Genomic DNA, 23,472 nt, shown 5'->3' with positions numbered 1-23,472 from the left:
ATGTTCGCCCAGGGGCACTTAATCGAGGAGGCTCACCCCGAGACGATGTTCACCAACCCGACCCACGAGCGCACGCAGGAGTTCCTCAAGGCCGCCCTCGGCTGTCGTCCGCCCGTGCACGGGTCCGCGGCGGACGGTTCCGCGAGGGGCGGGGCGGGTCTACCATCCGCCGCTCGTCCCTGGCGGCTCCCGCCAGACCCACCACGACCCGCCCCACCCCTCGCTCCACCGCCAGCCGCTCGGTGCGCCGCCTCCAGCAGGTCGTCGCCGCTCGTCCGATCGACAGGACGCGCCGCGGCGGCCTGCTAGCGGTCGCTACGACGGGTCACCGATGCGGCGGAGGGCGTCGACGACCTGGGTCCAGAAGCGGTCGTGGTCGAGCGTGACGCCGACCTGGGTGCGGCACTCGGCCGGCTCGTCGCCGCGCAGGTCGACGACGGTCATGCCGGTCGTGAGGGCGCCGGTGAGCTCGACGTCGACCGGCGCGCGGCGCGTCGTCATGACGTCGGGGTCCGCCACGTACGCGACGGCGCACGGGTCGTGGACCGGCGGGTGCGGGAAGGCCTGGGTGGCGCTGTACGTGCCGCCGTAGAAGTCGAGCAGCTCGCCGACGAAGCGCGCCGGTCCGGTGCCGAGGGCGGCGAGCCGGTCGCGCACGTCGGGGGTGGCGACGGCCTGGTGCGTGAGGTCGAGACCGACCATCGTGACCGGCCACGCCTCGTTCAGGACGACGTGCGCGGCCTCCGGGTCGGCGAGCACGTTGAACTCGGCCGTGGGCGTGCGGTTGCCGCCGTGGAACGCTCCGCCCATCATCACGACCTCGCGCACGCGCGGCACGATGCGTGGCTCCTTGCGCGCCGCCGTCGCGATGTTGGTCAGCGGACCGACGGGCACGAGCGTGATCTCGCCGGGCTCCGCCGCGAGGACCGTCTCGACGATGAGATCGACGGCGTGCCGCGGGTCGACGGCGCGGCGCGGGGCAGGCAGGACGGGACCGTCCATCCCCGAGTCGCCGTGGATGTCGGGGGCGACGATCCGCGGCCGGACGAGCGGGCGGTCGCAGCCCGCCGCGACCGGCACGTGGATCCCCGCGACCTCCGCGACGGACAGGGCGTTGCGCGTGACCTTCTCGAGCGTCTGGTTGCCCGCGACGGTCGTCACGGCGACGAGGTCGATCGCGGGGGAGCCGTGCGCGAGGAGCATCGCCACGGCGTCGTCGTGGCCCGGGTCGCAGTCGAGGACGATCTTCCGCGGGTGCGTGGGCTCGGGGGTCACGAGCCCATCCTCGCGCGGTGCGGCACGCCCGGCACGTGCCCGACGACGCGGGGCGCGCTTCGCGTCCGACGGCCAGTGGCGGCTAGGCTGTGCTGCGGCCCTGCCCCAGGGCCACGCGCCTGTAGCTCAGGGGATAGAGCACCGCTCTCCTAAAGCGGGTGTCGGCAGTTCGAATCTGCCCAGGCGCACAGCGTGGCTGTGTCCACGGTAGTGCTCGTCCCGAGGCTCCTCGGTGACGGGGCGCAGGAGGCGTGAAGGCGTCGTCCTCCTGCTGAGCGTGCGGTCGGCAGGCCGTCTCGCGCTGCGGCTCGTCCGTCGCGCGACGTGAGAGTGCGGGGGAGCCCGCCCGTCACGGCTGGTCGAGCGGTGTCCCTCGCCACGAGCGCGCATGCTCGCTCGCTCGTGGGGGCCCGGAGGCGGCGGTCGTGCGGAGAGGCTGCGCCCTTCGACACGGCGCCGACCTGTCCGCCGGGCAGGTCGTGACCCGGCGTGCTGCGCCGCGGTCGGTGTGAGAATGGAACGAAGGAGGAGACGTGGCTCGAGCAGGCCAGCGGCGGACCGGTCGCGCGCGCCCTGACCCCGGCGCCCAGCGCCGTCGCGCACCACGACCCTCCGAGAAGGGGATCATCCCGGTGCTCGCGGGGATCGCCCGCGAGCTCGACGGCGCGGTCCGCCGACCGCCGACGCGTCCCGCCGTGCGCACGCAGTTCCAGGTCGCCGCGCTCCTCGTCCGGGAGGAGCGGGCCCGGGTGATGGCCGACGCCTCCCTGACCGCGGGCAAGCGCGACCAGGAGCTCAAGCGGCTCGACGGCGTCGCGACGCTGCTGGCCAAGATCGCCGTCCGGGACACCACGCTCCTTACGCTGCTCGCCGAGGACGCCCGGGTCTCCGACGCGGCGCGCGACTACAAGGCGACCGTGATGCGCGCCGGCGGGCTGGAGCCGCCCGAGGAGACTGCGCCGCCCGCGCCCGCCGCGCCGACGCCGTCGGCCTCGTCGCCCTCGTCGGCCCAGCCGACCTCTCCGGCTGCGATCCCCGCCGAGAAGCGGGTCGTGCCCCGGTCGGTGATCTCGCGCCAGCTGGCCAACCCCTTCCTCGCGCCGGACTTCGAGGCCGCGGCCGAGCGGACGGCTGCGCGTGCACGCCGGCTGGCCGGCTGGGAGCTGCTTGAACCGCTCTTCCGGTCCTTCGAGCAGGCCGGCCCCGGCGCACCGGCGTGCATGCCGCTGCCCGAGGCCCGCTCGCTGTCCGCGTCCTTCGGCCGTGAGCTCATGCCGCACCAGGCCCAGGTCGTCGCGGCGACCGCCCGCGGCCACCGCACCTTCCTCCTCGCCGACGAGCCCGGGCTCGGCAAGACCGCCCAGGCGCTGCTCGCGGCCCAGGCGGCCGACGCCTTCCCGCTGCTCGTCGTGGTGCCCAACGTCGTCAAGACGAACTGGGCGCACGAGGTCGGGATGTGGACGCCGCTGCGGCGCGCCACGGTCGTCCACGGCGACGGCGACAAGGTCGACGCGTTCGCCGACGTCGTCATCGTGAACTACGAGCTGCTCGACAGGCACGTCGGCTGGCTCGGCGACCTCGGCTTCCGCGGCATGGTCGTCGACGAGGCGCACTTCATCAAGAACAAGGGATCCCAGCGCTCCCAGCACGTCCTCGCGCTCTCCGAGCGGATCCGGACCCGCACCGCGCGGCCGTTGCTCATGGCCCTCACAGGCACCCCGCTCATCAACGACATCGAGGACTTCCGGGCGATCTGGCAGTTCCTCGGCTGGATCGACGACACCAAGCCGCTCGGCAGGCTCATGACCGCCCTGGAGGACACCGGTCTCACCCCGGCGGACCGGGGCTTCTACGCCGCCGCCCGGGCCGCCGTGATCGACATGGGCATCGTGCGCCGCCGCAAGGCCGACGTCGTCGCCGACATCCCCGCCCGCCGGGTGGCGGATTTGCCGGTCGAGCTCGACGGCGCTGCCGGCCGCTCGATCCGTGCCGCCGAGACCGCGCTCGCGCGCCGTCTGGCCGACCGCTATCGCTCCGCCGAGGCGGCGCGCGCCGGCGCCGACGCCGCCGACACGGTGGGCGGCGAGGTCGACCTCGACCTCGCGCGCCGGGTGGCGGCCGCGGAGCTCAAGGACTCGAGCTCGAAGACCGGTGGCGAGAACGTGTTCACGATGGTCCGCCGGATCGGCCAGGCCAAGGCCGGGCCGGCCGCCGACTACGCGGCGCAGCTCGCGCGCAACGTCGGCAAGGTCGTGTTCTTCGCCAAGCACGTCGACGTGATGGACGAGGCCGAGCAGACCTTCGCCCAGCGCGGCATCCGCTACGCCTCGATCCGCGGCGACCAGACGCCGAAGGTGCGCGAGAAGAACATCGACGCGTTCGTGAACGATCCCGACGTGTCGATCGTGGTGTGCTCCCTGACGGCCGCGGGGGTGGGGCTGAACCTCCAGGTCGCCTCCAACCTGGTGCTGGCCGAGCTGTCCTGGACCGACGCCGAGCAGACCCAGGCCATCGACCGCGTCCACCGGATCGGGCAGGACGAGCCCGTCACCGCCTGGCGGATCATCGCCGCCCAGACCATCGACGCCACGATCGCCGAGCTCATCGACAGCAAGTCCGGTCTGGCTGCCCGCGCGCTGGACGGGGCGTCGGACGACGACGGCGCGTCGTCGAAGGACGTGCAGCTCGACGCCCTGGTGGCGCTGCTCACCGACGCGCTGGCCGCCGAGCGTCTGGGCTGACCGCGGGACCGCCGGCGCGGGCCGGCGCACGGGCGGTCGCGGCGCGGCCGCGGGACCGGACCGGTGGCGCAGGAGCAGCGCGAGCATGAGCGCGCTGGTCACGAGGTAGAACGTGTGCAGCACCCAGATCGGTCCCGCCGGCAGGTCGAAGACGTACAGCGAGTAGACGGCGTTGCCGAGGTTGGTCATCAGCAGGCTCGGCAGGCTGTACGACTCGAGGTCCCGCGTGCGGACGGCCTTGACGACCATCGGGAGCATGCTGCTCGCGAAGACCACCGTCGAGACGCCGCCGGCGGCGAGCGCCACGTCGACCACCATGTCCGCGGGCCTCCTTCCGCCTCGATCACCTCGCGTGATCTGACGCTAGGCGCGCGGGGAGGGACGGCGCGTCGGGTGTTCGGCGCATCCCGGCCACCCGTGGGTGGGCAGAACGGTGCAGGTGCCCGACGGCGGTGCGGCGCCCGGGCGGTCGTCGTACCTCAGGTGGCGGGTCGCCGAGGGACCCCGTTCTCGTGCGCCCACGCGGCCGCCGCGGTGCGCGACGAGACGCCGATCTTCGTGAAGATGTTCGCCAGGTGCCGGCTCACCGTCTTCTCGCTGATGAACAGCTCACCGGCTACCTGCCGGTTCGTCAGACCCGAGGCGACGCTGGAGAGCACCTCGCACTCGCGGTCGGTCAGCCCGCCGGGGAGCGCACCCCGGTCGAGGCGCCGCACGTCCGGGAGGGCCCCGAGCTCGCGGTAGATCGCCAGGGCCGTCGCGCGGTCGGCGTCCGCGACCCCCGGCTCGCCCGTGGCGCGGTGTGCGTGCGCGAGCAGCTCGTAGACCTGCGCGGTCTCGTAGCGGCACTGCAGGCCGCGGTACTTGCGCGCCGCCGCCTCGAGCGTGCGCACGGCATCAGCGGGGTGTGCCCGGGCCACCTGCACCGCACCCCGGGCGTGCGCCGCCCAGGCGCGCAGGCCCGGGGTGTCGAACAGTGCTGCCGTCTCCTCGAGGCGCGCGCACCAGGCCTCCGCCTCGTCCACCAGGCCGAGCTCGAGGGCCATCCGCACGCCCGGGGCGAGCAGGGCTGCGGACGAGAGAGGGTCCCTGCCCGCGAGCGCGAGGGACAGCCTCGACCAGCCGGCGCCGCCGTCGCCGGCCGCGAGCAGGAGGAGGGACTCGCCGGGCTGCGGCTCCGTGCCGAGCCCTCGCGCCCGGTCGTACGCCGCGCGGGCGCCGTCGTGGTCACCGCGGAGCCGCCTGATCTCGCCGAGCTGGTAGAACGCCTCGGCGGCCACCCAGTTGCTGCGGCCCTCGAGCTCGACCCCGCTGCGCTCGACCTGTTCCTCGACCGCCGCGCCCCCGCCCTGCGTGCACAGCAGCTGGAGCCGGTGGACCCGGCAGATCCCCGAGTAGATGCCCTCGCCCTGGAACTGCTCGCACCACTGCTCGGTCGCCTGCGTCCAGGCCCGCATCCGGTCGAGGTCCGCGAGCTGGTGGCACGCGTGGATGACCGTGCAGTACACCTCGCCGGCCCACTCCGGGGCGAGCCGCCCGGCGAGCACGGGCAGCATCGCCTCGTCGAGCTGGCCGAAACCTGTCGCGACGCGGCCGCGCTGCAGGTCGCTCAGCCCGGCCAGCACGAGGGCCAGGGACGTGACAGCCAGGTCGCCGGTGCGTCGCGCGACCCGCGCGGTGCCGTCGGCGGCCTGCTGGAGTCCTTCGTGGTCGCCGCGGGCGAGCGCGAGCGCGCCGGTCCCGTAGAACAGGTAGCCGTGCGTCGCGCTCTCCGGGAGGTCGGCGAGCAGGCGGCGGGCACGGTTCAGCCAGCCGGACGCCACGACGAGGTCGCCCCGGCCGCCCCAGAGGACCGTCAGGTCGAGCGCTCGGCGAGCTGCGCCGTCGGCGTCGCCCTCGTCCTCGAGGAGGCGGAACGCGAGCTCGGTGATCTCGAGCGACTCCTGCGCGCTGCCGACCCACCACGCGGCGCCGCCGAGCCGTGCCAGGTCTCGTGCCTCGAGCCCCGCCACCTCGCGAGCCCGCGACAACGCGCCGTAGGCGACCTGCCAGTCGCCCCGGGCATACGCCGCACGCCCTGCGGCGAGGTCGTCCGTGCCGTCCATGGTGCCAACCCACGCTAGACCCTTCGGTCCGATGGTGGGCAGACGGGCAGACCTCGAGCGCCACCGGGGGAGACCGATCGGCGGGTGGCGTCGCCCTCGCGCGTGTCCGCAGACCCTGCCCTACGCTCGCACGACGACGGCGAGAGAGAGGTGTGCCATGGGATTCCTGGGAAAGATCACGAAGAGCGGGATCGCGGTCAAGGCGGCTCGCGTCGCCCAGCGGGAGATGTCGAAGCCGGAGAACCAGCGCAAGGCCAAGGAGCTGCTGGGCAAGATCACCCGGCGGGGAGGCTCCACCGGGCCGTCCGGACGGTCCTGAACGCCGACCGCGTGGACGGCGGCCCGGCACGCTCGTAGGGCGCTCGTCGGCGCTCGTCGGCGGCGCTCGCTGGCGGCCACCGACCCTGTCGGTGGCCGCGCATAGCGTGAGGCACGTCACGTCGCCGAGACGAGAGGCCGCACCATGACCGATCCGCCCTGGGAGCCCCCGCTCGCCGGCACCGACGTCGAGCACCTCGTCGGCACGCTCGAGCGGCTCCGTGCCACGTTCCGCTGGAAGGCCGACGGCCTCGACGTGGAGCAGCTCCGTACCCGGGCGGTCCCGACGTCCGAGCTGACGGTCGGCGGCCTGCTCAAGCACCTCGCCGTCTGCGAGGACGACGTGTTCTGCTGGCGCATGGCGGGGCGGCCGCCCGTCACGTTCCTCTCGGTGCCCGAGGAGGACGTCGCACGCTGGCAGTTCACCGTCGACCCCGACGAGACGGCCGATCAGGTGTACGGGCTGTGGGAAGCTGCCGTCGGGCGCTCGCGCGTCCGGCTGCGCGAGCTCGTGGCCGACGGCGGGCTGGACCAGCCCGGACACCTCGAGTTCGGCGACACCCGTCCCACGGTGAGGCGCCACCTGCACGACATGATCGAGGAGTACGGGCGGCACACCGGTCACATGGACCTGCTCCGCGAGGCGATCGACGGGCGGGTCGGCGAGGACCCGCCGACCGACTGGCCGATGCTCCCGCCCGACGCCCCGGTGGCATGAGCGGGAGCGGTCGGCGTCAGCCCACGACCCGCACCGCGACCAGCTCGCACTGCACGGGGTGCGACTCGGCGCACGAGCCGGTGAGCCACACCTCGACCTCGTCCCCCGTCGCGAGACCGGCGGACTCGATCGGTTCGCCGTCCGCCCCCACGAACGGCGTCTCCGTCACCATCAGGCTCATGCCGTCGAAGTAGTCGTCCGACGGCTCCGTCAGGAGGGCACCGGTCCCGGTGCGCTCGACGACGCCCGTCACGTCCGGCTCCCGGTCGGGGACGCCGCCGGCTCCACCGCCGCAGGCGGACAGGAGCATCGCCAGCGCGACGAGCGCGGGTGCCGCCGAGGCAGTGGGGACGGACCGTCCGGAGACGCGTCGTCGGGCCATGAGGACCATGCTCCTCGACGCGGAAGGTTCGCGGAAGGGCTACGTGCCGTCAGCTCCCGACGTCGACGTCGACGTCGACGGCGACGGGGCCGGCTCGGCCGAGCCGCCCGTCGTCCCGCCGGATCCCGAACCGCCACCGACTCCCGTGTCCGTCCCGCCTGTCTCCGTCCCGCCACCGGGCGTGCCGGTGCCGCCGGTCTCACCGGTGCCGGGGGTCGCGGGCTCCGTGGGCTCCGGCGTCGGCGTGGCCGGATCGGTGGGCTCGTCGGTCGGGACCTCGGTCGGCGCGTCCGAGGGCTCGTCCGTCGGCACGTCCGTGGCGTCGTCGGAGGGTGCGGACGGGTCGGGGGAGGGTGTCGTGGTACCGCCGTCGGGCAGCTCCTGCGGAGGCGTCACGGTCCCCGTCCCGGGCTCGCTGCCGCCGTCGTCGGTCGTCGTCGTGCGGCTGATCGACGTCCCTGACCCCTCCTGCCCGCGCACGGCGTCGGAGATCGGCTTGCCGATCACGAGCTCGGCGACGAGCACGACACCCATGACGACGACGAAGAGCGCCGCGGCGGAGACGGCGAGCACCTTGCCCGTCCCGTAGCGGTCGATGAGGCGGAACCACGGACCGGGGCGCGCGTCGTCGGGCGCCGGCGCGTCGTCGTCGGCAGGAACAGGCGTGCCGACGGTCGCGGTGACGGGTCCGCGTCCGCCGTCCTCGGCCGCGACGCTGCCACGCGAGACGACCGCCGCGTCGTCCGGCGCAGCGGAACGCGGTCGGGGGAGCGGCTGCGTGTCGTCGCCGCGAGGGACCGCGGGCAGCTTCGCCGTCCCGCCGCGGGGGCGGGGCGCGAGGTGGCTGACGACGGGCTTGAGCTGCTCGTGGGTCTTCTGGATCGACCGCGTGTACGCGTAGTTCGCGACGACGGTGATGACGCTCGCCGCACCGGCCCCGATGATCGTCCCGGCGATGCCGAAGTACGAGAGCAGCACCGTCGTGCTCACGGCGGCGAGGGCGCTCGCGATCATCTGCGTGAGCGAGAGCTTCGGCGCCTCGGGGGCCTTCTCGTCGGGCGCCTCGGGCGCGTCGGTGGGCGCGCCCGGGAACGGGCGGGTGCTGGGGGAGGTCGTCACGTCGTCTGTGGTCCGCGTCTTTCGAGTCGGGTGGCTGGTCGCGCCCGCTCTCCTCCGGCCGGCGCCTGCGCCGGGCGCTCCGCGGTCCGGCGTCGGGGCGGGCGTCCTTCCAGCGTAGCCACGGGGTGTGGGCGCGCCCGCGGGCGCAGGTGACCGGGACGTGACGGAAGGAGGAGATCGTGTGTCGGCGCCCGAGGAGTGACCAACGTCCCAGAACCTAGACGCGTGTGGAGGTTTATGGTGGAAGAGCCGGGCGGTCCCCGAACCGTCCCCTCGGTGGACCGCCCGGCGTCAGCAGCACAGCCAGGCGAGAGGAGTGGCCATGAAGGCCGTCCAGTACCGAGAGATCGGCGCACGACCCGAGGTCGTGGAGATCGAGACCCCAGAGCCGAAGCCGGGGGAGGTGCTGCTCAAGGTCTCCGCCGCGGGCCTGTGCCACTCCGACGTCTTCGTCATGGAGCAGCCCGCGGACGAGTACGCCTACGGGCTGCCGCTCACCCTCGGCCACGAAGGCGTCGGTGTCGTCGAGGCGGTCGGCGCCGGCGTCGACCAGAGCCTGGTCGGCACCGCGGCCGCGGTCTACGGGCCGTGGGGCTGCGGCGTCTGCCAGCGGTGCGCCGCCGGCCAGGAGAACTACTGCCTGCGCGCCGCCGAGCTCGGCATCGCCCCTCCCGGGCTCGGTGCACCCGGCGCGATGGCCGAGTACATGATCGTCGACTCGCCCCGCCACCTCGTGCCCATCGGCGACCTCGACCCCGTCCAGGCCGCGCCGCTCACGGACGCCGGTCTCACGCCGTACCACGCGATCAAGCGGTCGCTGCCGAAGCTCACGGCCGGCACGACGGCGGTCGTGCTCGGCGTCGGCGGCCTCGGCCACGTGGGGGTGCAGATCCTCAAGGCCCTGAGCGGGGCCCAGGTCGTCGGGCTCGACGTGACCGAGGAGAAGCTGGCCCTCGCGCGCGAGGTGGGCGCCGACCACGCCCTGATGTCGGACTCGTCCGCCGTCGAGGCGGTCAAGGACCTCACGGGCGGGCGCGGTGCCGACCTCGTGGTCGACTTCGCCGGTGTCCAGCCGACGATCGACCTCGGGCAGCAGCTGGTCGGAGTCGGCGGGGACTTCACGCTCGTCGGTATCGGGCACGGCATGCCGTCCGCAAAGGTCGGTTTCTTCCAGTCCCCGTACGAGGCGTCGTTCCTCGTGCCGTACTGGGGATATCGGCAGGAGCTGTTCGAGGTCCTGCAGCTCGCCCAGCAGGGACGACTCACCGTCCACACGGAGGTGTTCGACGTCGACGACGCCCCTGCGGCGTACGGCAGGCTGTGGGACGGAACGCTGCGCGGACGCGCCGTCGTGCGGTTCTGAACGACCCATTCGGGCGCCGGACATGGACGGTCGTCCAGATGTCTTCCGTGCCGCACAGGACGCATCGCGCCACGTCGCGAGGCTTCACCCGGAGGCGAGTTGACGCGCCCCCGTGAAGCGTGCAAACTAGTGCCCGACGGAGCGCATCGCCTGCCCCCTGCGCGGTGCGCTCCGTTTCTACGTCCCGGCCCAGAGCCGGAGGGCAGTGCCCCGGACCGCTGGTCCGGGGCGCTTTGCATTTCCCGGGAGAACGCCGACGTCGCCATTTCCCAGGACTTCTCCAGGAAACCGCCCGGACGACCGTCCTGGTCCGCACGGCGGGCGATTCGTGCTCGTCGCGGCGCCGGACCGCCACGGTGATGCGCTCGGCGGTCGCGTGCTCGGGGAACCTTCCCCGGCGTGCCTCGACCGGGCGCCGCACCGGCACGGTTAGCGTCAGAGGGTGAACGCCGCAGCCCGCACCAGCTCAGCCGCCCGGAACGTGGCCGATCCTGCTCGGCTGCCCACCGACCCCGCCGGGACGCCCCCGGACGTCGACGACGAGGCGGTGCCGCAGCGCCCGGTCCTCGTGCGCCCGCCCACCACCGCCGACCTCGTCGAGGAGGCCGTCGCGCGGTGGCGCGCCGGGCTCGTCGAGCTCGCCGGCGGGTCCTCGCTCGCCGACATCTCGCTCCTCGGAGACGCCGTCGTCGATCTCACGGCCGCCCACCCGTCCGGTGTCGCGCAGCTCTTCGCCGGCCGACCCACCCGGCTGTCCAACCTGTTCCGGGAGGGCGGCTCGCTCCCGGCGGCGCGGCGTCGGGCACGCGCCGTCGTGGTCCGCGCCGCCGAGCACGCGCAGCGCTACGGTGTCGCGCCCACGTACCTCGCGATCGGCGTCGCGACCTGGACCGAGAGCGAGCCGTCGCCCTCCCGGCCGGCGGACGACGTCGGCGCGCTCGCGCGCGTCGCCGGCCGCGCGTCGCGGCCCGGCACGGCGACGATCGAGGTCTCAGCGCCCCCGGCGGACGTGACCGACGGCGGGCCCGACGACGTGACGAGCTCCGCCGACGTGTCCGGCTCCGACTCCGGCGCGGTGCCCGCCGCAGCGTCCGACGACGCGCGCCCCGCGGCCCTGCCGGCGCAGGGCGAGGACCCGGGCGCGCAGGCCGCGGACGGGGAGCCGGGCTCGGACGCCCCCGCCGAGGAGCCCGCCGACGCCGGTGTGCGCACCGTCCGGGCCCCCGTGCTCCTGCGACCGCTGACGATCACGCCGCGCGGCGACGGCGAGACGGACTACGAGCTCACGCTCGAGCCGACCGCCGAGATCAACCCGCTCCTCGCCCGGACGCTGCGTGCCCACGGAGCGCTGCTCGACCCGGTGACGCTCGCACGCAGCACCTTCACCGGTGCCGGGTTCGACCCGGGTGACGCGACGGACCGCATCGCGGCGCTCGGGCGCGCCGTCCTGGACGACTTCGGCCTCACGCACCGCGTGCTCGCCGGCACGTTCGTGCACCCCGGCCAGGTCCTCGTCGACGACCTCGACGAGCTCGTGGCCGGCCTCGAGCGGCACGAGATCGTCGCCGCGCTCGCGGGGGACGAGGACGTCGCGGCGACCGTGCGGCGCGAGCTGCCCGGCCCACGCGTCGGCGACGCCGACCCCGAGCTCGAGCGCGGGGTCGGCGACCTCGACCCGTCCCAGCGCCACGTCGTCGACGCGCTCGCGAGCGGCTCCCACCTGTTCGTCGACGCGCCGGCGGGGTCCGACGTCGCGGGGACGCTCGCCGCCGTCGTCGCCGAGGCCGCGGCGAGCGGCCGCCAGGTCCTCTACGTCCCCGGGCACCGGCGCGCGGCGGACGCGCTGGTCGCGCGTCTGGAGAGCCTCGGGCTCGGCGGCCTCGTGCTCGACGTCGCCCCCGACCCCACGTGGCGCGCCACGGTCTCGCACCGCCTGCTGTCCGCGATGGCGACCGAGCCGGAACCCGCGGACGACGACGCGGTCGAGCGCACGCGCGACGCCCTGCTCGGCTCCCGGGCCCGGCTCGCCGGGTACATCGAGGCGCTGCACCTGGTCCGCGAGCCGTGGAACGTCTCGGCCTACGACGCGCTGCAGGCCCTCGCGCGCATCGTCGCCGAGCGGCCCGCCCCCGACACCACGGTGCGCCTGGCCCCGGAGGTGGTGCTCGCCGTCGGGCAGCAGCGCGACCAGCTCGCCGACGACCTGCGGGACGCCGCCGAGCTGGGGGCGTTCACGACGCGCGCGACGTCGACCCCTTGGTACGGGGCGAACCTCACGACCCGGCAGGAGGCGCAGGACGTGCTGGTGCGCGTCGAGCGTGTGCGCACGCACACGCTCCCGCAGCTGCGGTCAGAGGTCGAGCGGGTCGCCGAGGTCACCGGCCTCACGCCTGCCACGACGCTGCGGCAGTGGGGCGACCAGCTCCGCATGCTCGGCGGCATGCGCGGCACGCTCGACGTGTTCCAGCCGATGATCTTCGAGCGCACCGCTCAGGACATGGTCGAGGCGACCGCCACCCGCCAGTGGCGCGAGGCGCACGGCGTCGACATGGGATGGTTCGCGCGCCGCCGCCTGCGCCGCCAGGCGCGGGACATGGTCCGCCCCGGCGTCCGGGTCCCGGACCTGCACGCCGCCCTCGTCGAGGTCCAGGCCCAGCGGGCGGTCTGGCAGAGGCAGGCACCGGGTGGCGGCTGGCCGCGCCTCCCCGAGGGCCTCGCGGCGATCGAGGACACGCACGAGGCCGTCCGCATCGACGTCGAGGAGATCGAACCGGTCCTCGCGGGCACGCCCCAGGGCGCCGGGCTGCTCGACCTCCCGCTCGTCGACCTCGCCGCGCGCCTCGACACGCTCGCCGAGGACACGGAGTCGCTCGACCGCCTCCCCGCCCGCACGGCGGTGCTGCGCCGGCTCTCCGCCGCCGGGCTCGACGACCTGCTCGCCGACCTCACCGAGCGGCGCGTCGAGACCGACCTCGTCGGTCCGGAGCTCGAGCTCGCGTGGTGGAGCTCGGTGTTCGAGCAGGTCCTCGCGCAGGACCACGCGCTCGCCGGGCAGGACGGCGCCGGGCTCGACGCGCTCGCGCGGCGCTTCCGGGAGCTCGACCGCGCACACGTCGCGTCGCTCGCCTCCCCCGTGCGCGTCGCGGTGCGTGAGCACCTCGCCACGGCGATGCGCGAGCACCGCGACGAGGCCGAGGACCTGTTCACCGAGCTGCTCGAAGGGCGGCTCGTCAGCCTCCGCGAGACGTCGGAGAAGCACCCGGACGTGCTGCGGCGCCTGCGGCCCGTCGTCGTCGCGACGCCCACGCTCGTGCCGCACCTGCTGCCGCCCACCCGCACCGTCGACCTCGTCGTGCTCGACGCGATCGAGCACGCTCCCGTCGAGCTCGTCCTCTCGGCGCTCGCGCGCGGGCGCCAGGTCGTCGCCGTCGGCGACCCGCGGGCGTCCTCGGCGTCGACGGTGCACGACCTGGCCGACCTGCTCCCGACCGTCACCCTCCTCGCGGACGGTTCGCAGCGGGACCCGTACGTCACGACCTTCCTCGCCGAGCACGGCTACGCCGGCGTCCTGCGGCCCGCGCCCCTGCCCCGGGCCGAGGCCCTCGTCCGGCTCGACGTCGTCGACGGCGCCGGGATGCCCGACCCGACGTCCGGGGCGGTCGAGAGCACGCAGGTCGAGGTGGACCGCGTCGTCGAGGTCGCGATCGAGCACGCGCTGACCCGGCCCGACGAGTCGCTCGCGATCGTCACCGTCACGCAGCTGCACGCCGACCGCATCCGCGAGGCGCTGCTCGTCGAGGTGCGGCAGAACCCGGCGCTCGCCGGCTTCTTCTCCGCGTCGCGGCCCGAACCGGTCGTCGTCGCCGACGTCTCGGGCGTCGCCGGCCTCGTGCGCGACACGATCGTGCTGTCCGTGGGCTTCGGGCGGACGCCGCACGGCCGCGTCCTGCACCGCTTCGGCATCCTCAACACCTCGGGCAGCGAGGCGATGCTGCTCGACACCGTCGGCGCGACGCGCAGGCGCCTGCACGTGGTGTCCTGCTTCGCCGCGGTCGACCTCGACCCCGAGCGCCTGCGCGGCGGCGGCGCGAAGCTGCTCGCCGAGGTGCTCGACCTGGCCGAGCAGCGCAACGGCGTGGCCGACCAGGTCACGCTCGGCAACGGCGTCGACGTGGGCGGCACCCCCGACCGGCTCGTGCTCGACCTCGCGGAGCGCCTGTGGCGCGCCGGGCTCGTGGTCGAGACCGACTACGGCGTCGGCGACGGCGACCGCATCCCGCTGGTCGTCGGGCACCCCGACCTGCCCGGAGAGCTGCTCGTCGCCGTCCTCACCGACGACACCGCGTACGTCGCCGAGCGCAGCGTCCGCGTGCGCGACCGCCAGACCGCCGAGCGGCTCGAACGGATCGGCTGGACCGTCGCGCAGGTGTGGTCGGCCGCCGCGTTCCTCGATCCCGCGAAGGAGGCCGAGCGCATCCGGCGCGTCGTGCAGGACGTGCGCGACGCACGCCTGCCGGAGACCGGGGGCGTGGCCCAGACCGGTGGTGGCGACCGGATCGTCGTCGTGCCGGTGCTCGACGACGACGCGGACCACGGCGTCGACGACCTCTGACGGCCCGCGCCCGTGTCAGGGCGAGGGGTCACGAGGGTGATCTGTGGCCCCTGACACGGAGGTGGCTCCGCGAGGGTGTCAGGGCGGGGGGTCACCGGGGTGATCCGTGGGCCTGACAGGTTGGTGGCGCGTGCCTGCACGGTGCGACGATGGTCCCGTGACCTCTGCCCCGCACGACGACACCTCCCAGGAGCCGACGCCGGGACGTCCCGGCGCCCGGCGGCCTCGCCGCGCGGTACGTCGCGGCACGGAGACGACGGCGTTTGCCGGGGTGAGCGACGACGAGCGCCCGGGCGGCTGGGGGGACCCGGCGACGACCGACGGCGCGGGCAGCGGACAGAACGACGACCGACTGCTGCAGGACGTGCCCCCGCACTACGGGAAGCACTGACACGCACGACCCGGGGCGGCCGCGCCGTGGGCACGAACCGCGGCGGGGCAGGCACGACGAGGCCCTCGACGCGGTGCGCCGAGGGCCTCGTTCCGCCGAGAGCTCCGGTCGGAGCCGGTCAGAACCGGTCGGGGTGACCACCGAGCGGACCGCCCGTGGGTCCTGCACCGGGCGCCCCCGGTCCGCCCTGACCCGGTGCGCCGGCCTGCGCGGCGAGCAGGTCGCGGATCTCCTGGAGGACGCGGACGTCCTCGGCCGGGGCCTCCGGCTCGGGCTCGACGTCCTTCTTGCGTCGCGCGGCGAGGTGGTTCATCGGCAGCACGATGACGAAGTAGATCGCGACCGCGACGAGCAGGAACTGCAGGAGCGCGTTGAGGATCAGGCCCATGTTGATCGTCGCCTCGTTGATCGGGCCGATCTTCCACATGTTCGAGATGTCCGGCTTGCCGAAGATCATCGCGATGAGTGGGCTGATCAGCCCGTTGACGATCGCGGTGACGATCGAGGTGAACGCCGCGCCGATGACCACGCCGACCGCCAGGTCGATCGCGTTCCCACGCAGCACGAACTCCTTGAACCCGCTGAGCACACTCATCCGGTAGATCCCTTCACGTCGGTGGGCCGCGTGGCAGCGGCGCCACGTCAGTGCACGGAGGATCCTTCCAACCCCTCGGACGTGAGGCAACAGAGAGCTCGGGCGCGGTCGTCGTCCGACAGCCCGAGGCCGTGGCTTCAGGGGACGAGGACTGCCGTCACCTGGCCCCAGCCCGCGACGGCCGCGAGCCGCTCCGCCTCCTCGGGGAGCACCGCGACGAGCGTGACCTGCTCACCGGTCACGGTCGGCGAGCCGAGCAACCCACCCGAGGCCGACTCGCCCGGCCGACCGGGCACGACGACGGCGCCCCGCGCGAGGTAGGGGCTCGCACCGTCGGCCGGTGCGGGCTCGCCGGCGACGCCGGTCAGGCCCGTGGCGGCGGACGCGACGAGCAGGTCCACCCGGTCGCCGGCGGCGAGGAGCCCGCTGATCCCGGGGTCGAGGCGCACAGGAGCCACGACCGTGCCGGGCGGCGCCGCGGAGACGAGGTCGCCCGCAGCGACGAGCGACTCCTGCAGCGCGGTCCCCGGCGCGATACGGACGGAGGCGGACCGTCCGACGGCGTCGTCCGGCGACCGCAGCGCCTCGGGCGCGAGGTCAGCGGGGACGTCGACGACCCGGACGTCCGCCGCGGCGAGCTCGGCACCGGCGGAGACCTCGCGCGCGGTCACGACGACGGAGACGGTGGGCGGAGGATCAGGACTCAGTGCCGAGACGGCCGTGGCCGCGGCGACGCCGCAGCACAGCGCGGCGACGGCGAACCGCAGGCGCCACCACAGCACCCCGGCACGACGGCGCACCGAGCGGGCACGCGCACGGGCGTCGTCGGGCAGGGAGCCGCCGGGTCGAGGGGTCGAGACCATGGCCGCGACCGTAGCGGGGAGCGGCGCAGGACCGCCGCCGTCCCTGGGGACGACGGCGGTGGTGACGCCCGCCACGGCAGCGGCGATGCCGACGACGCGGGCCTGTGGTCGACCGTGCGCGGCAGATTGCCGCGCGGCTGACCGGTACCGGTCAGGAGGCGGGCGTGCTCGCCGTCGAGCTCGTCGACGAGGACGAGCTCGAGGAGGTGCCGTCCGAGGAGGACCCGGACGACGTGCTCGGGCTGCTCGCGCTGCCGTTCGACGAGCTCTTCGCGCTCGTGGACGCCGACCCGGACTTCCCGCCGGAGCGCGAGTCGGTCCGGTAGAAGCCGGAACCCTTGAAGGTCACGCCGACCGACGAGAACACCTTGCGCAGGCGCCCGGAGCACTCCGGGCAGACCGTGAGGGCGTCGTCCGCGAAGGACTGGTGGATGTCGAAGGCGTGACCGCAGGCGGTGCAGGTGTACGCGTAGGTGGGCACGGGTTCTCCTCGTTCACGTGACGGCGACTCGACGGGGGCCGGGCCTCTGCCGCCAGGTCAACACTCGCTGGCACTCGAATCTTCCGAGTGCCAATCATACGCGGGCGGGCGTGGACCCCGGCCGGGGTAGTCTCGCACCGTGTCTGCGCACGAACCCGTCGAGAAGCCTGCCGGTGACGACCCTGAGACCGTGACCGGCACGCGCCCGGCGCGGCGCACCGGCCGGCGCGTGCTCGTCGCCGTCGCTGCCCTGCTCGTCGTCGTGCTCGTGGCGGTGACCGTGCTCGTCGTCACGACGGTCCGCCGGCCGCTGCCGCAGACGGGCGGCGAGATCACGCTCACCGGGCTCGACGCCGAGGTCACGGTGCTCCGCGACGCGCAGGGCGTCCCCCAGATCTACGCCGACACCCCAGAGGACCTCTTCCGCGCCCAGGGCTTCGTCCAGGCGCAGGACCGCTTCTTCGAGATGGACTACCGCCGGCACGTCACGTCCGGACGGCTCACCGAGCTGGTGGGCGACAACCCGGACGCGATCGCGGCCGACAAGGTCACGCGCACGTTCGGGTGGCGCGAGGTCGCCGAGCAGGAGTGGGACATCGTCGCCCCGGAGACGAAGGCGTACCTCCAGGCCTACGCCGAGGGCGTCAACGCCTACCTCGAGAACCGCAGCCCGGGCGAGGTCGCGCTCGAGTACACGGTGCTCGGCCTCCAGGTCGACGTCGCGGAGCCCGAGCCGTGGGACCCCATCGACTCGCTCGCGTGGCTCAAGGCCATGGCGTGGGACCTGCGCGGCAACTACGACGACGAGCTCGACCGGGCGCTCGCGTACGGCACCCTCCAGGACCCCGCGCGCGTCGCCGAGCTCTTCCCGGCATACCCCTCGGACGTCAACGCGCCGATCCTCCAGCCGGGCGAGCTCGAGAACCCGCAGCGGGTCTCCGCCGAGCTCTCGCCGGAGGCCGCGCAGACGTACTCGTCCGAGGGCCTGCAGGCCGCCGTCGCGTCGGCGGACCGCGCGCTCGCCGCCGTCCCCGTCCTCATCGGGCGCGGCGAGGGGACGGGCTCGAACTCGTGGGTCGTCTCCGGCGAGCACACGGCGAGCGGGCAGCCGATCCTCGCGAACGACCCGCACCTCGGCCTCTCCGCTCCCGGCATCTGGGCCCAGGTGGGACTGCACTGCACGACCGTCGGCCCCGACTGCGCCTTCGACGTCGCGGGCTTCTCCTTCGCCGGGTTCCCGGGCGTGGTCATCGGGCACAACGCCCAGCTCGCGTGGGGGCTGACCAACATGGGCGCCGACGTCACGGACTTCTTCGTCGAGCGCGTGCGCGACGACACGTACCTGCGCGGCGACACGTGGGAGCCGCTCGACGTCCGCACCGAGACCCTCGAGGTCGCGGGTGGGGACGACGTCGAGCTCGAGATCCGCTCGACGGTCCACGGCCCGATCGTCTCGACCGTCGTCCCCGCGACGGCCTCCGCCGAGGACACCCCCGCTCCGGACACACGCCTGGGCGAGTACGCCGTCTCGCTCCAGTGGACCGCGCTCGAGCCCGGCCGCACCGCCGACGCGGTCTTCGCCTTCAACCTCGCCGCGAACGCCGAGGACATGCAGGCCGCCGCGGCCCTGTTCGAGGTGCCCGCGCAGAACATCGTCTTCGCCACCGCGGACGGCCACATCGGCTACCAGGCCCCCGGGAAGATCCCGGTCCGCCAGGCGGTGCCCGACGCCGCCGTGCCGTCCGACGGCACGTGGCCCCGCGACGGGTCCGACCCACGCTACGACTGGCAGGGCTACGTCCCGAGCGACCAGATGCCGCGCGTCGTCGACCCCGCCGAGGGTTTCGTCGTGGCTGCCAACCAGGCCGTGCTGCCCGCCGGCCTCGAACCGTTCCTCACGACGGACTGGGACTACGGATACCGCTCCCAGCGCATCCGCCAGCTCCTCGAGGAGGAGATCGCAGCCGGGCGGGCGGTCGACGTCGACACCATGAACGAGATCCAGGTCGACGACCGCAGCCCCTACGCCGAGGCGCTCGTCCCGATCCTGCTCGACCAGGACATCGACGACGACTTCGCCGCCCAGGGCCAGGAGCTCCTCGCCGACTGGGACTACCGGACGGACACCGACTCCGCCGCCGCGGCGTACTTCGCCGCCGTGTGGCGCAACCTGCTCGAGCTGACGTTCTGGGACGAGCTGCCGGAGTCCGCGCGGCCGAGCGGCGGCAGCCGGTGGCTCGCCGTCGTGCAGCGGCTCGTCGAGAACCCCACGGACGCGTTCTGGGACGACCGGCAGACCGTGAGCGTCGTCGAGACCCGTGACGAGGTGCTGACGCAGGCCCTGATCTCCGCCCGGCTCGACCTCACCGTCGAGCAGAGCAAGCAGCCCAGCGACTGGGCGTGGGGCAAGCTGCACCAGCTCGCGCTCGAGCACCCCGTCCTGGGCGGGTCGTCGATCCCGGCGCCCGTGCGCGACTACGTCAACCCCGACCCCGTGGGCATGCCCGGTGGGTCGTCCATCGTCAACGCGACGGCCTGGGACGCGGCGTCGGGCTCCTTCGAGGTGACCGCCGGACCGTCCATGCGCATGGTCGTCGACCTCGCCGATCTCGACCGCTCCACGTGGGTCACCGTGACGGGCGCGTCCGGCCACCCGGCGTCGAAGCACTACGACGACCAGCTCGGCACCTGGGCGAGCGGCGAGACCTTCGCCTGGCCCTTCACCGTCGAGGCCGTCGCCGACGCGGGGACGGACGAGCTGACGCTCGTCCCGTAGCCGGGTTTCGGGTCGCGCGCCTGTGGTCGTGACCGCGGCGGGGTCGAGGTGTGTGCTTGGGCTGGCGCGCTCGTGGTCGCGTCCGCGGCGGGGTCGACGTGTGTGCTCGGGCTGGCGCGCCGTCGCCACCTCCTGTCGGGTCGCCTTCTCGCGCGCGCTTCTACGCCCTTCGCACACACCTCGACCCCGCCGCTCGTCCTGCCCGTCACCGCCCGACGGTGCGGGTCGGTCGTGCCTGTCGGCGCGCGATGGCGTGACGCGGGCTGGTGGTGCGCGTTGCCGCCGGCCGACGGACCGGGCGCGTCGTGCTCGTCACGGCCTGGTGCGGGACGACTGGGGTGAGACGACGAGGGTCGGGGCGGGTGACGTGCGAAGGGCGTAGAGCCGCGCGCGTGAAGCGAGGACGACGGACCGGAGGTGACGGCGCGGCAGCCCGAGCGCGTGACCCGGTCCGGCCACCCAGCCCAGCCACAGGCACGCACTGACGGCCAGCGCGCATCAACGACGAGAGGCTCAGGGGAGCCAGCGCCAGCCGAGGGGGGTGGCGACGGCGTCGACGGTCTTGTCGTGCCGTTCGAGGGGGAGGGGGCGGTCGTCGGCGTCGTAGACCTCCTCGGGGAAGACGACTGCGACGACCCTGGCGCCGGGCCGGGTGTGCTCGAGGGCGCGGTCGTACCAGCCGCCGCCCTGGCCGAGCCGTACGCCGCGCGAGTCGACGGCGAGCGCGGGCGCGACGACGACGTCGGCGAGCGCGAGGGCTTCGGGCCCGAGGGGTGCGGTGCCGGGTTCGGGCGGGCGGCCGGGCGCGCGGACCTGCAGGTCCGCCGGGCCGGCGTACTCGGCCCAGTCGCGCTGCAGCCCGGCGCCGAGCACGGGCAGCAGCACGCGCACGCCGCGCGCGGCGAGCCGTTCGAGCATCTCGGCGGTGCCGGGTTCGGTGGGGCGGGCGGCGTAGGTCGCGACGCACGTCGCCGCCGCGACCTCGGGGATCGTCTCGATCACGTCCGCGATGGCGACGGCCGCTTCCTTGCGGAGCCGTTCCGAGCGGGACTGTCGGTTCGTCCGGATGGCCTTGCGGAGGATCTCCTTCGCGTCCTCGACCTCGATGCTTCCGTGCAGGGGGTAGGGCTGGTCCGGGCCACTCATGTCCCTATTGTCACCCGGGCGCCGCGATGGGCCGTCCGCCGCGCGGGGGATGTCTCGCCCGTCGTGCACGGGTACGGGGTTCCCTGGACGCTCCGGACGGACCTATGATCGGGATCGTACTAGTACGGACTCCTGACAAAAGCGTTTGCCGCTCGTGTCAGGGCCGGCCTGCGCCGACCAGTGAGGACGCCATGACCGCGCCGACGACCGCCCTGACGACCGCTCCGTCCACCGAACCGACGCGCCGTCCGTCCACGGCGCCGGCGCCCCGTCCGTCCGGCGCTTCGGCCACCGCGTCGCCGCTCCGGGCCACCCGTGCCGCGGTGGTCCTCGCCGCCGGTCACGACGCCGCGTCGCGCGACCTGCTCACCCGGCCGCTCGGGGACGCGACCGTCGTCGAGCTGGCCGTCGCGACGGTGCGCAAGGTCGTCGACCCGCGCCGCGTCGTCGTCGTGGTCTCGCCCGACGACCCGACGGTGCGCGAGCTGCTCGGCGAGGACGTCGTCTACGTCGAGCAGCCCGAGCCGCGGGGGACGGGTGACGCGGTCCTCGCGGCCCGTGAGGCGGTCGCGTCCGTCCTCGGCGTGGGCGCGGACGGTCCTGTCCTCGTCGCCTATGCGGACACGCCGCTGCTGCGTCCCGAGTCGCTCCTCGGCGTGCTCACGCGCCACACGCTGACCGGGGCCGACCTGTCATTGCTGTCGGCCGTCGTCGACGAGCCGCAGCCGAGCTCGGGCCTCGTCGTGCGTGCCGACGGCGAGATCAGCGCGATCCTCGAGCCGGAGGACCGCGCGGGCGCACCGGTGGGGGAGCGACCCGAGGTCAACGTGGGCGCCTACGTCGCCTCGCCGGCTCTGCTCTTCCGCGAGCTCGAGGCCATGGCGGCGGGCGGCGAGCACCGGCTCACCGAGCTCGCGCGCCGCGTCATCGGGGCCGGTCGGCGGATCTCCTCGTACCGGATCTACGACACCGACGAGGTGCGCGGCATCAACACGCCCGACGAGCTGCAGGAGGCCGCGGACGTCGTCCTCAAGCGACTGTTCGTCCCGACGAAGAACACGGACACGAAGATCGTGTTCGGCACCGGGGGCTGGCGTGCGGTGATCGGCGAGGGCTACACGCTCGCGAACGTCCGCCGGCTGTGCCAGGCCATCGCGAACGAGACCGTGCGCCAGGGGCTCGACGGCAAGGGCGTCGTCATCGGCGGGGACCGCCGCTTCCTGTCGCGCGAGTCAGCGATCGCCGCCGCGGAGGTCTTCGCGGGCAACAACATCGCGGTCACGCTCCTGCCCGACGACGTCCCCACGCCTCTCGTGACGTTCGCCGCCCCGTATCTCGGCGCGGCGTACGGGATCATCGTCACGTCGAGCCACAACCCGCCCGAGTGGAACGGCATGAAGGTGTTCCGCCAGGACGGGTCGCTGCCGCTGGACGACGAGACGGACCGGTACCAGGACGAGGCCAACGCGCTCTCCGTGGACGACGTCATCACGCTCGACATCGACGTCGCGCGCCGCACGGGCGTCGTCGTGGACCGGGCGCTCACCGACCCGTACGTCGACGCGATCGAGCGGATCATCGACGTCGACGCGGTGCGCGGCTCGGACCTGCAGGTGGTGGTCGACCCGATGTACGGGACGAGCCAGCTCACGCTCGGCACGATCCTGTCCGACATGCGCGTGCGCTCGGAGTTCATCCACGCGGCGCACAACCCGCTGTTCGGCGGCGTCGCGCCGGCGCCCGACCTGCAGCGCCTCAGCACGCTCGTGTCGATGATCCGGCAGGGCGGCGGGCGCTACGACCTCGGCATGGCGACCGACGGCGACTCCGACCGCATCGGCATCGTCGACGAGACCGGCGAGTACATCTCGACCAACGACCTCCTGCTCCTCCTGTACTGGTACCTGCACGAGGTGCGCGGCGAGACGGGCGGCGTGGTGCGCAACCTCGCGACGACGCACCTGCTCGACCGCCTCGCGGCGCACTTCGGCGAGGAGTCGCGCGAGGTCAAGGTCGGGTTCAAGCACGTCACGGCGGGGATGGAGGAGATCGGCGCGGTGCTCGGCGGAGAGTCGTCGGGCGGCCTGACGATCCGGGGCTGGATCCTCGGCAAGGACGGGATCTTCGCGTGCGCGCTCGTCGCGGAGATGCTGGCCCGCACCGGCAAGCGGATCTCCGAGCTGCGCGCGACGGTCTACGAGATCACCGGCCGCCTGTACACGCTCGAGGCGGGGGTGCCTGCGACGCCGGAGATGCGCGTCGAGGTCCCGCGTCGGCTCGCCGCCGAGCCGCTCACGCACGTCGGTCCCTACCCGGTCGTGTCCGTCTCCCACCTGGACGGCACGAAGATCCTCCTCGAGGACGACAACTGGGCGCTCCTGCGCTTCTCCGGCACCGAGCCCGTGCTGCGCATGTTCGTCGAGGCGGACAGCCCTGAGAAGGCCGGCGAGCTGCTCGACTGGCTCCGCGGCTTCGTCACCGCCGGCGTCTGAGCCGCACCCGGCACGAGCCGGACGCACCCACCCCGGCGACCACGCGCCGTCGGGCACGTACGACCACCCGAGCAGCCCCCCGGAGAGGAACCCCA

The 23,472-nt window shown here is 74.1% G+C and carries 16 protein-coding genes and 1 tRNA gene; 9 read left to right on the top strand and 8 right to left on the bottom strand.

Going from position 1 to position 23,472, the window contains the following annotated elements:
* Window positions 1-315 precede the first annotated feature (315 nt).
* The gene (uriH, locus tag NFS20_RS04670; RefSeq protein ID WP_251150545.1) at window positions 316-1,275 is read right to left on the bottom strand and encodes a uridine-preferring nucleoside hydrolase UriH; all 960 of its coding nucleotides are present in this window, start codon (window positions 1,273-1,275) and stop codon (window positions 316-318) included.
* A gap of 115 nt (window positions 1,276-1,390) precedes the next feature.
* Here uriH and NFS20_RS04665 point away from each other — a divergent pair.
* Window positions 1,391-1,463: transfer RNA gene (locus NFS20_RS04665), tRNA-Arg, on the top strand.
* Window positions 1,464-1,808: 345 nt separating this feature from the next.
* Window positions 1,809-4,016 carry a DEAD/DEAH box helicase gene (locus tag NFS20_RS04660; RefSeq protein WP_251150544.1) on the top strand — a complete coding sequence of 736 codons (2,208 nt, stop codon included), beginning with the start codon at window positions 1,809-1,811 and terminating at the stop codon, window positions 4,014-4,016.
* A 479-nt stretch (window positions 4,017-4,495) separates the two neighbouring features.
* Here the strand turns inward: NFS20_RS04660 and NFS20_RS04655 are convergent, their stop codons facing one another.
* Window positions 4,496-6,121: a response regulator transcription factor gene (locus NFS20_RS04655; protein WP_251150543.1), complete on the bottom strand. Its 1,626-nt coding sequence runs from the start codon at window positions 6,119-6,121 to the stop codon at window positions 4,496-4,498.
* Between the two features lie 157 nt (window positions 6,122-6,278).
* Here NFS20_RS04655 and NFS20_RS04650 point away from each other — a divergent pair, with 157 nt between their 5' ends.
* Window positions 6,279-6,440: a hypothetical protein gene (locus NFS20_RS04650; protein WP_251150542.1), complete on the top strand. Its 162-nt coding sequence runs from the start codon at window positions 6,279-6,281 to the stop codon at window positions 6,438-6,440.
* A 144-nt stretch (window positions 6,441-6,584) separates the two neighbouring features.
* The gene (locus tag NFS20_RS04645) at window positions 6,585-7,157 is read left to right on the top strand and encodes a mycothiol transferase (protein WP_251150541.1); all 573 of its coding nucleotides are present in this window, start codon (window positions 6,585-6,587) and stop codon (window positions 7,155-7,157) included.
* A 16-nt stretch (window positions 7,158-7,173) separates the two neighbouring features.
* On the opposite strand, the gene NFS20_RS04640 is transcribed toward NFS20_RS04645, so the two are convergent.
* Both NFS20_RS04640 and NFS20_RS04635 read right to left on the bottom strand, forming a co-directional pair.
* On the bottom strand, window positions 7,174-7,539 hold the full coding sequence (locus tag NFS20_RS04640; RefSeq protein WP_251150540.1) for a hypothetical protein: 366 nt from the start codon (window positions 7,537-7,539) through the stop codon (window positions 7,174-7,176).
* Between the two features lie 39 nt (window positions 7,540-7,578).
* The gene (locus NFS20_RS04635; RefSeq protein ID WP_251150539.1) at window positions 7,579-8,658 is read right to left on the bottom strand and encodes a hypothetical protein; all 1,080 of its coding nucleotides are present in this window, start codon (window positions 8,656-8,658) and stop codon (window positions 7,579-7,581) included.
* Between the two features lie 322 nt (window positions 8,659-8,980).
* On the opposite strand from NFS20_RS04635, the gene NFS20_RS04630 reads away from it, so the two are divergent.
* From NFS20_RS04630 to NFS20_RS04620, 3 genes are all read left to right on the top strand, one after another.
* Window positions 8,981-10,021 carry an NAD(P)-dependent alcohol dehydrogenase gene (locus NFS20_RS04630; RefSeq protein WP_251150538.1) on the top strand — a complete coding sequence of 347 codons (1,041 nt, stop codon included), beginning with the start codon at window positions 8,981-8,983 and terminating at the stop codon, window positions 10,019-10,021.
* A gap of 442 nt (window positions 10,022-10,463) precedes the next feature.
* Complete coding sequence (locus tag NFS20_RS04625; RefSeq protein WP_251150537.1) at window positions 10,464-14,633, top strand: PDDEXK-like endonuclease domain-containing protein; 4,170 nt, start codon at window positions 10,464-10,466, stop codon at window positions 14,631-14,633.
* A 157-nt stretch (window positions 14,634-14,790) separates the two neighbouring features.
* Window positions 14,791-15,024, top strand: coding sequence for a hypothetical protein (locus NFS20_RS04620; RefSeq protein ID WP_251150536.1), 234 nt, complete (start codon window positions 14,791-14,793; stop codon window positions 15,022-15,024).
* A gap of 118 nt (window positions 15,025-15,142) precedes the next feature.
* Here the strand turns inward: NFS20_RS04620 and mscL are convergent, their stop codons facing one another.
* The 3 genes from mscL to NFS20_RS22365 form a co-directional block, all read right to left on the bottom strand.
* Entirely contained in the window at window positions 15,143-15,619 is a 477-nt protein-coding gene (mscL, locus tag NFS20_RS04615) for a large conductance mechanosensitive channel protein MscL (protein WP_251150535.1), read from the bottom strand.
* 137 nt (window positions 15,620-15,756) lie between these two features.
* Window positions 15,757-16,482 (bottom strand): SAF domain-containing protein, encoded by a 726-nt coding sequence (locus NFS20_RS04610; RefSeq protein ID WP_251150534.1) that lies wholly within the window; start codon window positions 16,480-16,482, stop codon window positions 15,757-15,759.
* 151 nt (window positions 16,483-16,633) lie between these two features.
* Window positions 16,634-16,963: an FmdB family zinc ribbon protein gene (locus tag NFS20_RS22365; protein WP_251150533.1), complete on the bottom strand. Its 330-nt coding sequence runs from the start codon at window positions 16,961-16,963 to the stop codon at window positions 16,634-16,636.
* 229 nt (window positions 16,964-17,192) lie between these two features.
* On the opposite strand from NFS20_RS22365, the gene NFS20_RS04600 reads away from it, so the two are divergent.
* Window positions 17,193-19,739 carry a penicillin acylase family protein gene (locus NFS20_RS04600; RefSeq protein WP_251150609.1) on the top strand — a complete coding sequence of 849 codons (2,547 nt, stop codon included), beginning with the start codon at window positions 17,193-17,195 and terminating at the stop codon, window positions 19,737-19,739.
* 513 nt (window positions 19,740-20,252) lie between these two features.
* On the opposite strand, the gene NFS20_RS04595 is transcribed toward NFS20_RS04600, so the two are convergent.
* Window positions 20,253-20,885: a 5-formyltetrahydrofolate cyclo-ligase gene (locus NFS20_RS04595; protein ID WP_251150532.1), complete on the bottom strand. Its 633-nt coding sequence runs from the start codon at window positions 20,883-20,885 to the stop codon at window positions 20,253-20,255.
* Between the two features lie 191 nt (window positions 20,886-21,076).
* Here NFS20_RS04595 and NFS20_RS04590 point away from each other — a divergent pair, with 191 nt between their 5' ends.
* Entirely contained in the window at window positions 21,077-23,377 is a 2,301-nt protein-coding gene (locus NFS20_RS04590; RefSeq protein WP_251150531.1) for an NTP transferase domain-containing protein, read from the top strand.
* The last annotated feature ends 95 nt before the right edge of the window (window positions 23,378-23,472 follow it).

The sequence above is a fragment of the Cellulosimicrobium sp. Marseille-Q4280 genome (assembly GCF_943181405.1).
Lineage (GTDB): Bacteria > Actinomycetota > Actinomycetes > Actinomycetales > Cellulomonadaceae > Cellulosimicrobium.
The sequence above is the reverse complement of the archived record's forward strand: the minus strand, read 5'-3'. Positions and strand labels throughout refer to the sequence as shown.

Bases quoted from the DNA above. Each gene is read 5' to 3' on its own strand.
- NFS20_RS04645 (WP_251150541.1), top strand. From the start codon at position 6,585: ATGACCGATCCGCCCTGGGAGCCCCCGCTCGCCGGCACCGACGTCGAG.
- NFS20_RS04650 (WP_251150542.1), top strand. From the start codon at position 6,279: ATGGGATTCCTGGGAAAGATCACGAAGAGCGGGATCGCGGTCAAGGCG.
- NFS20_RS04610 (WP_251150534.1), bottom strand. From the start codon at position 16,482: ATGGTCTCGACCCCTCGACCCGGCGGCTCCCTGCCCGACGACGCCCGT.
- mscL (WP_251150535.1), bottom strand. From the start codon at position 15,619: ATGAGTGTGCTCAGCGGGTTCAAGGAGTTCGTGCTGCGTGGGAACGCG.
- NFS20_RS04655 (WP_251150543.1), bottom strand. From the start codon at position 6,121: ATGGACGGCACGGACGACCTCGCCGCAGGGCGTGCGGCGTATGCCCGG.
- NFS20_RS04595 (WP_251150532.1), bottom strand. From the start codon at position 20,885: ATGAGTGGCCCGGACCAGCCCTACCCCCTGCACGGAAGCATCGAGGTC.
- NFS20_RS04640 (WP_251150540.1), bottom strand. From the start codon at position 7,539: ATGGCCCGACGACGCGTCTCCGGACGGTCCGTCCCCACTGCCTCGGCG.
- NFS20_RS04630 (WP_251150538.1), top strand. From the start codon at position 8,981: ATGAAGGCCGTCCAGTACCGAGAGATCGGCGCACGACCCGAGGTCGTG.
- NFS20_RS04590 (WP_251150531.1), top strand. From the start codon at position 21,077: ATGACCGCGCCGACGACCGCCCTGACGACCGCTCCGTCCACCGAACCG.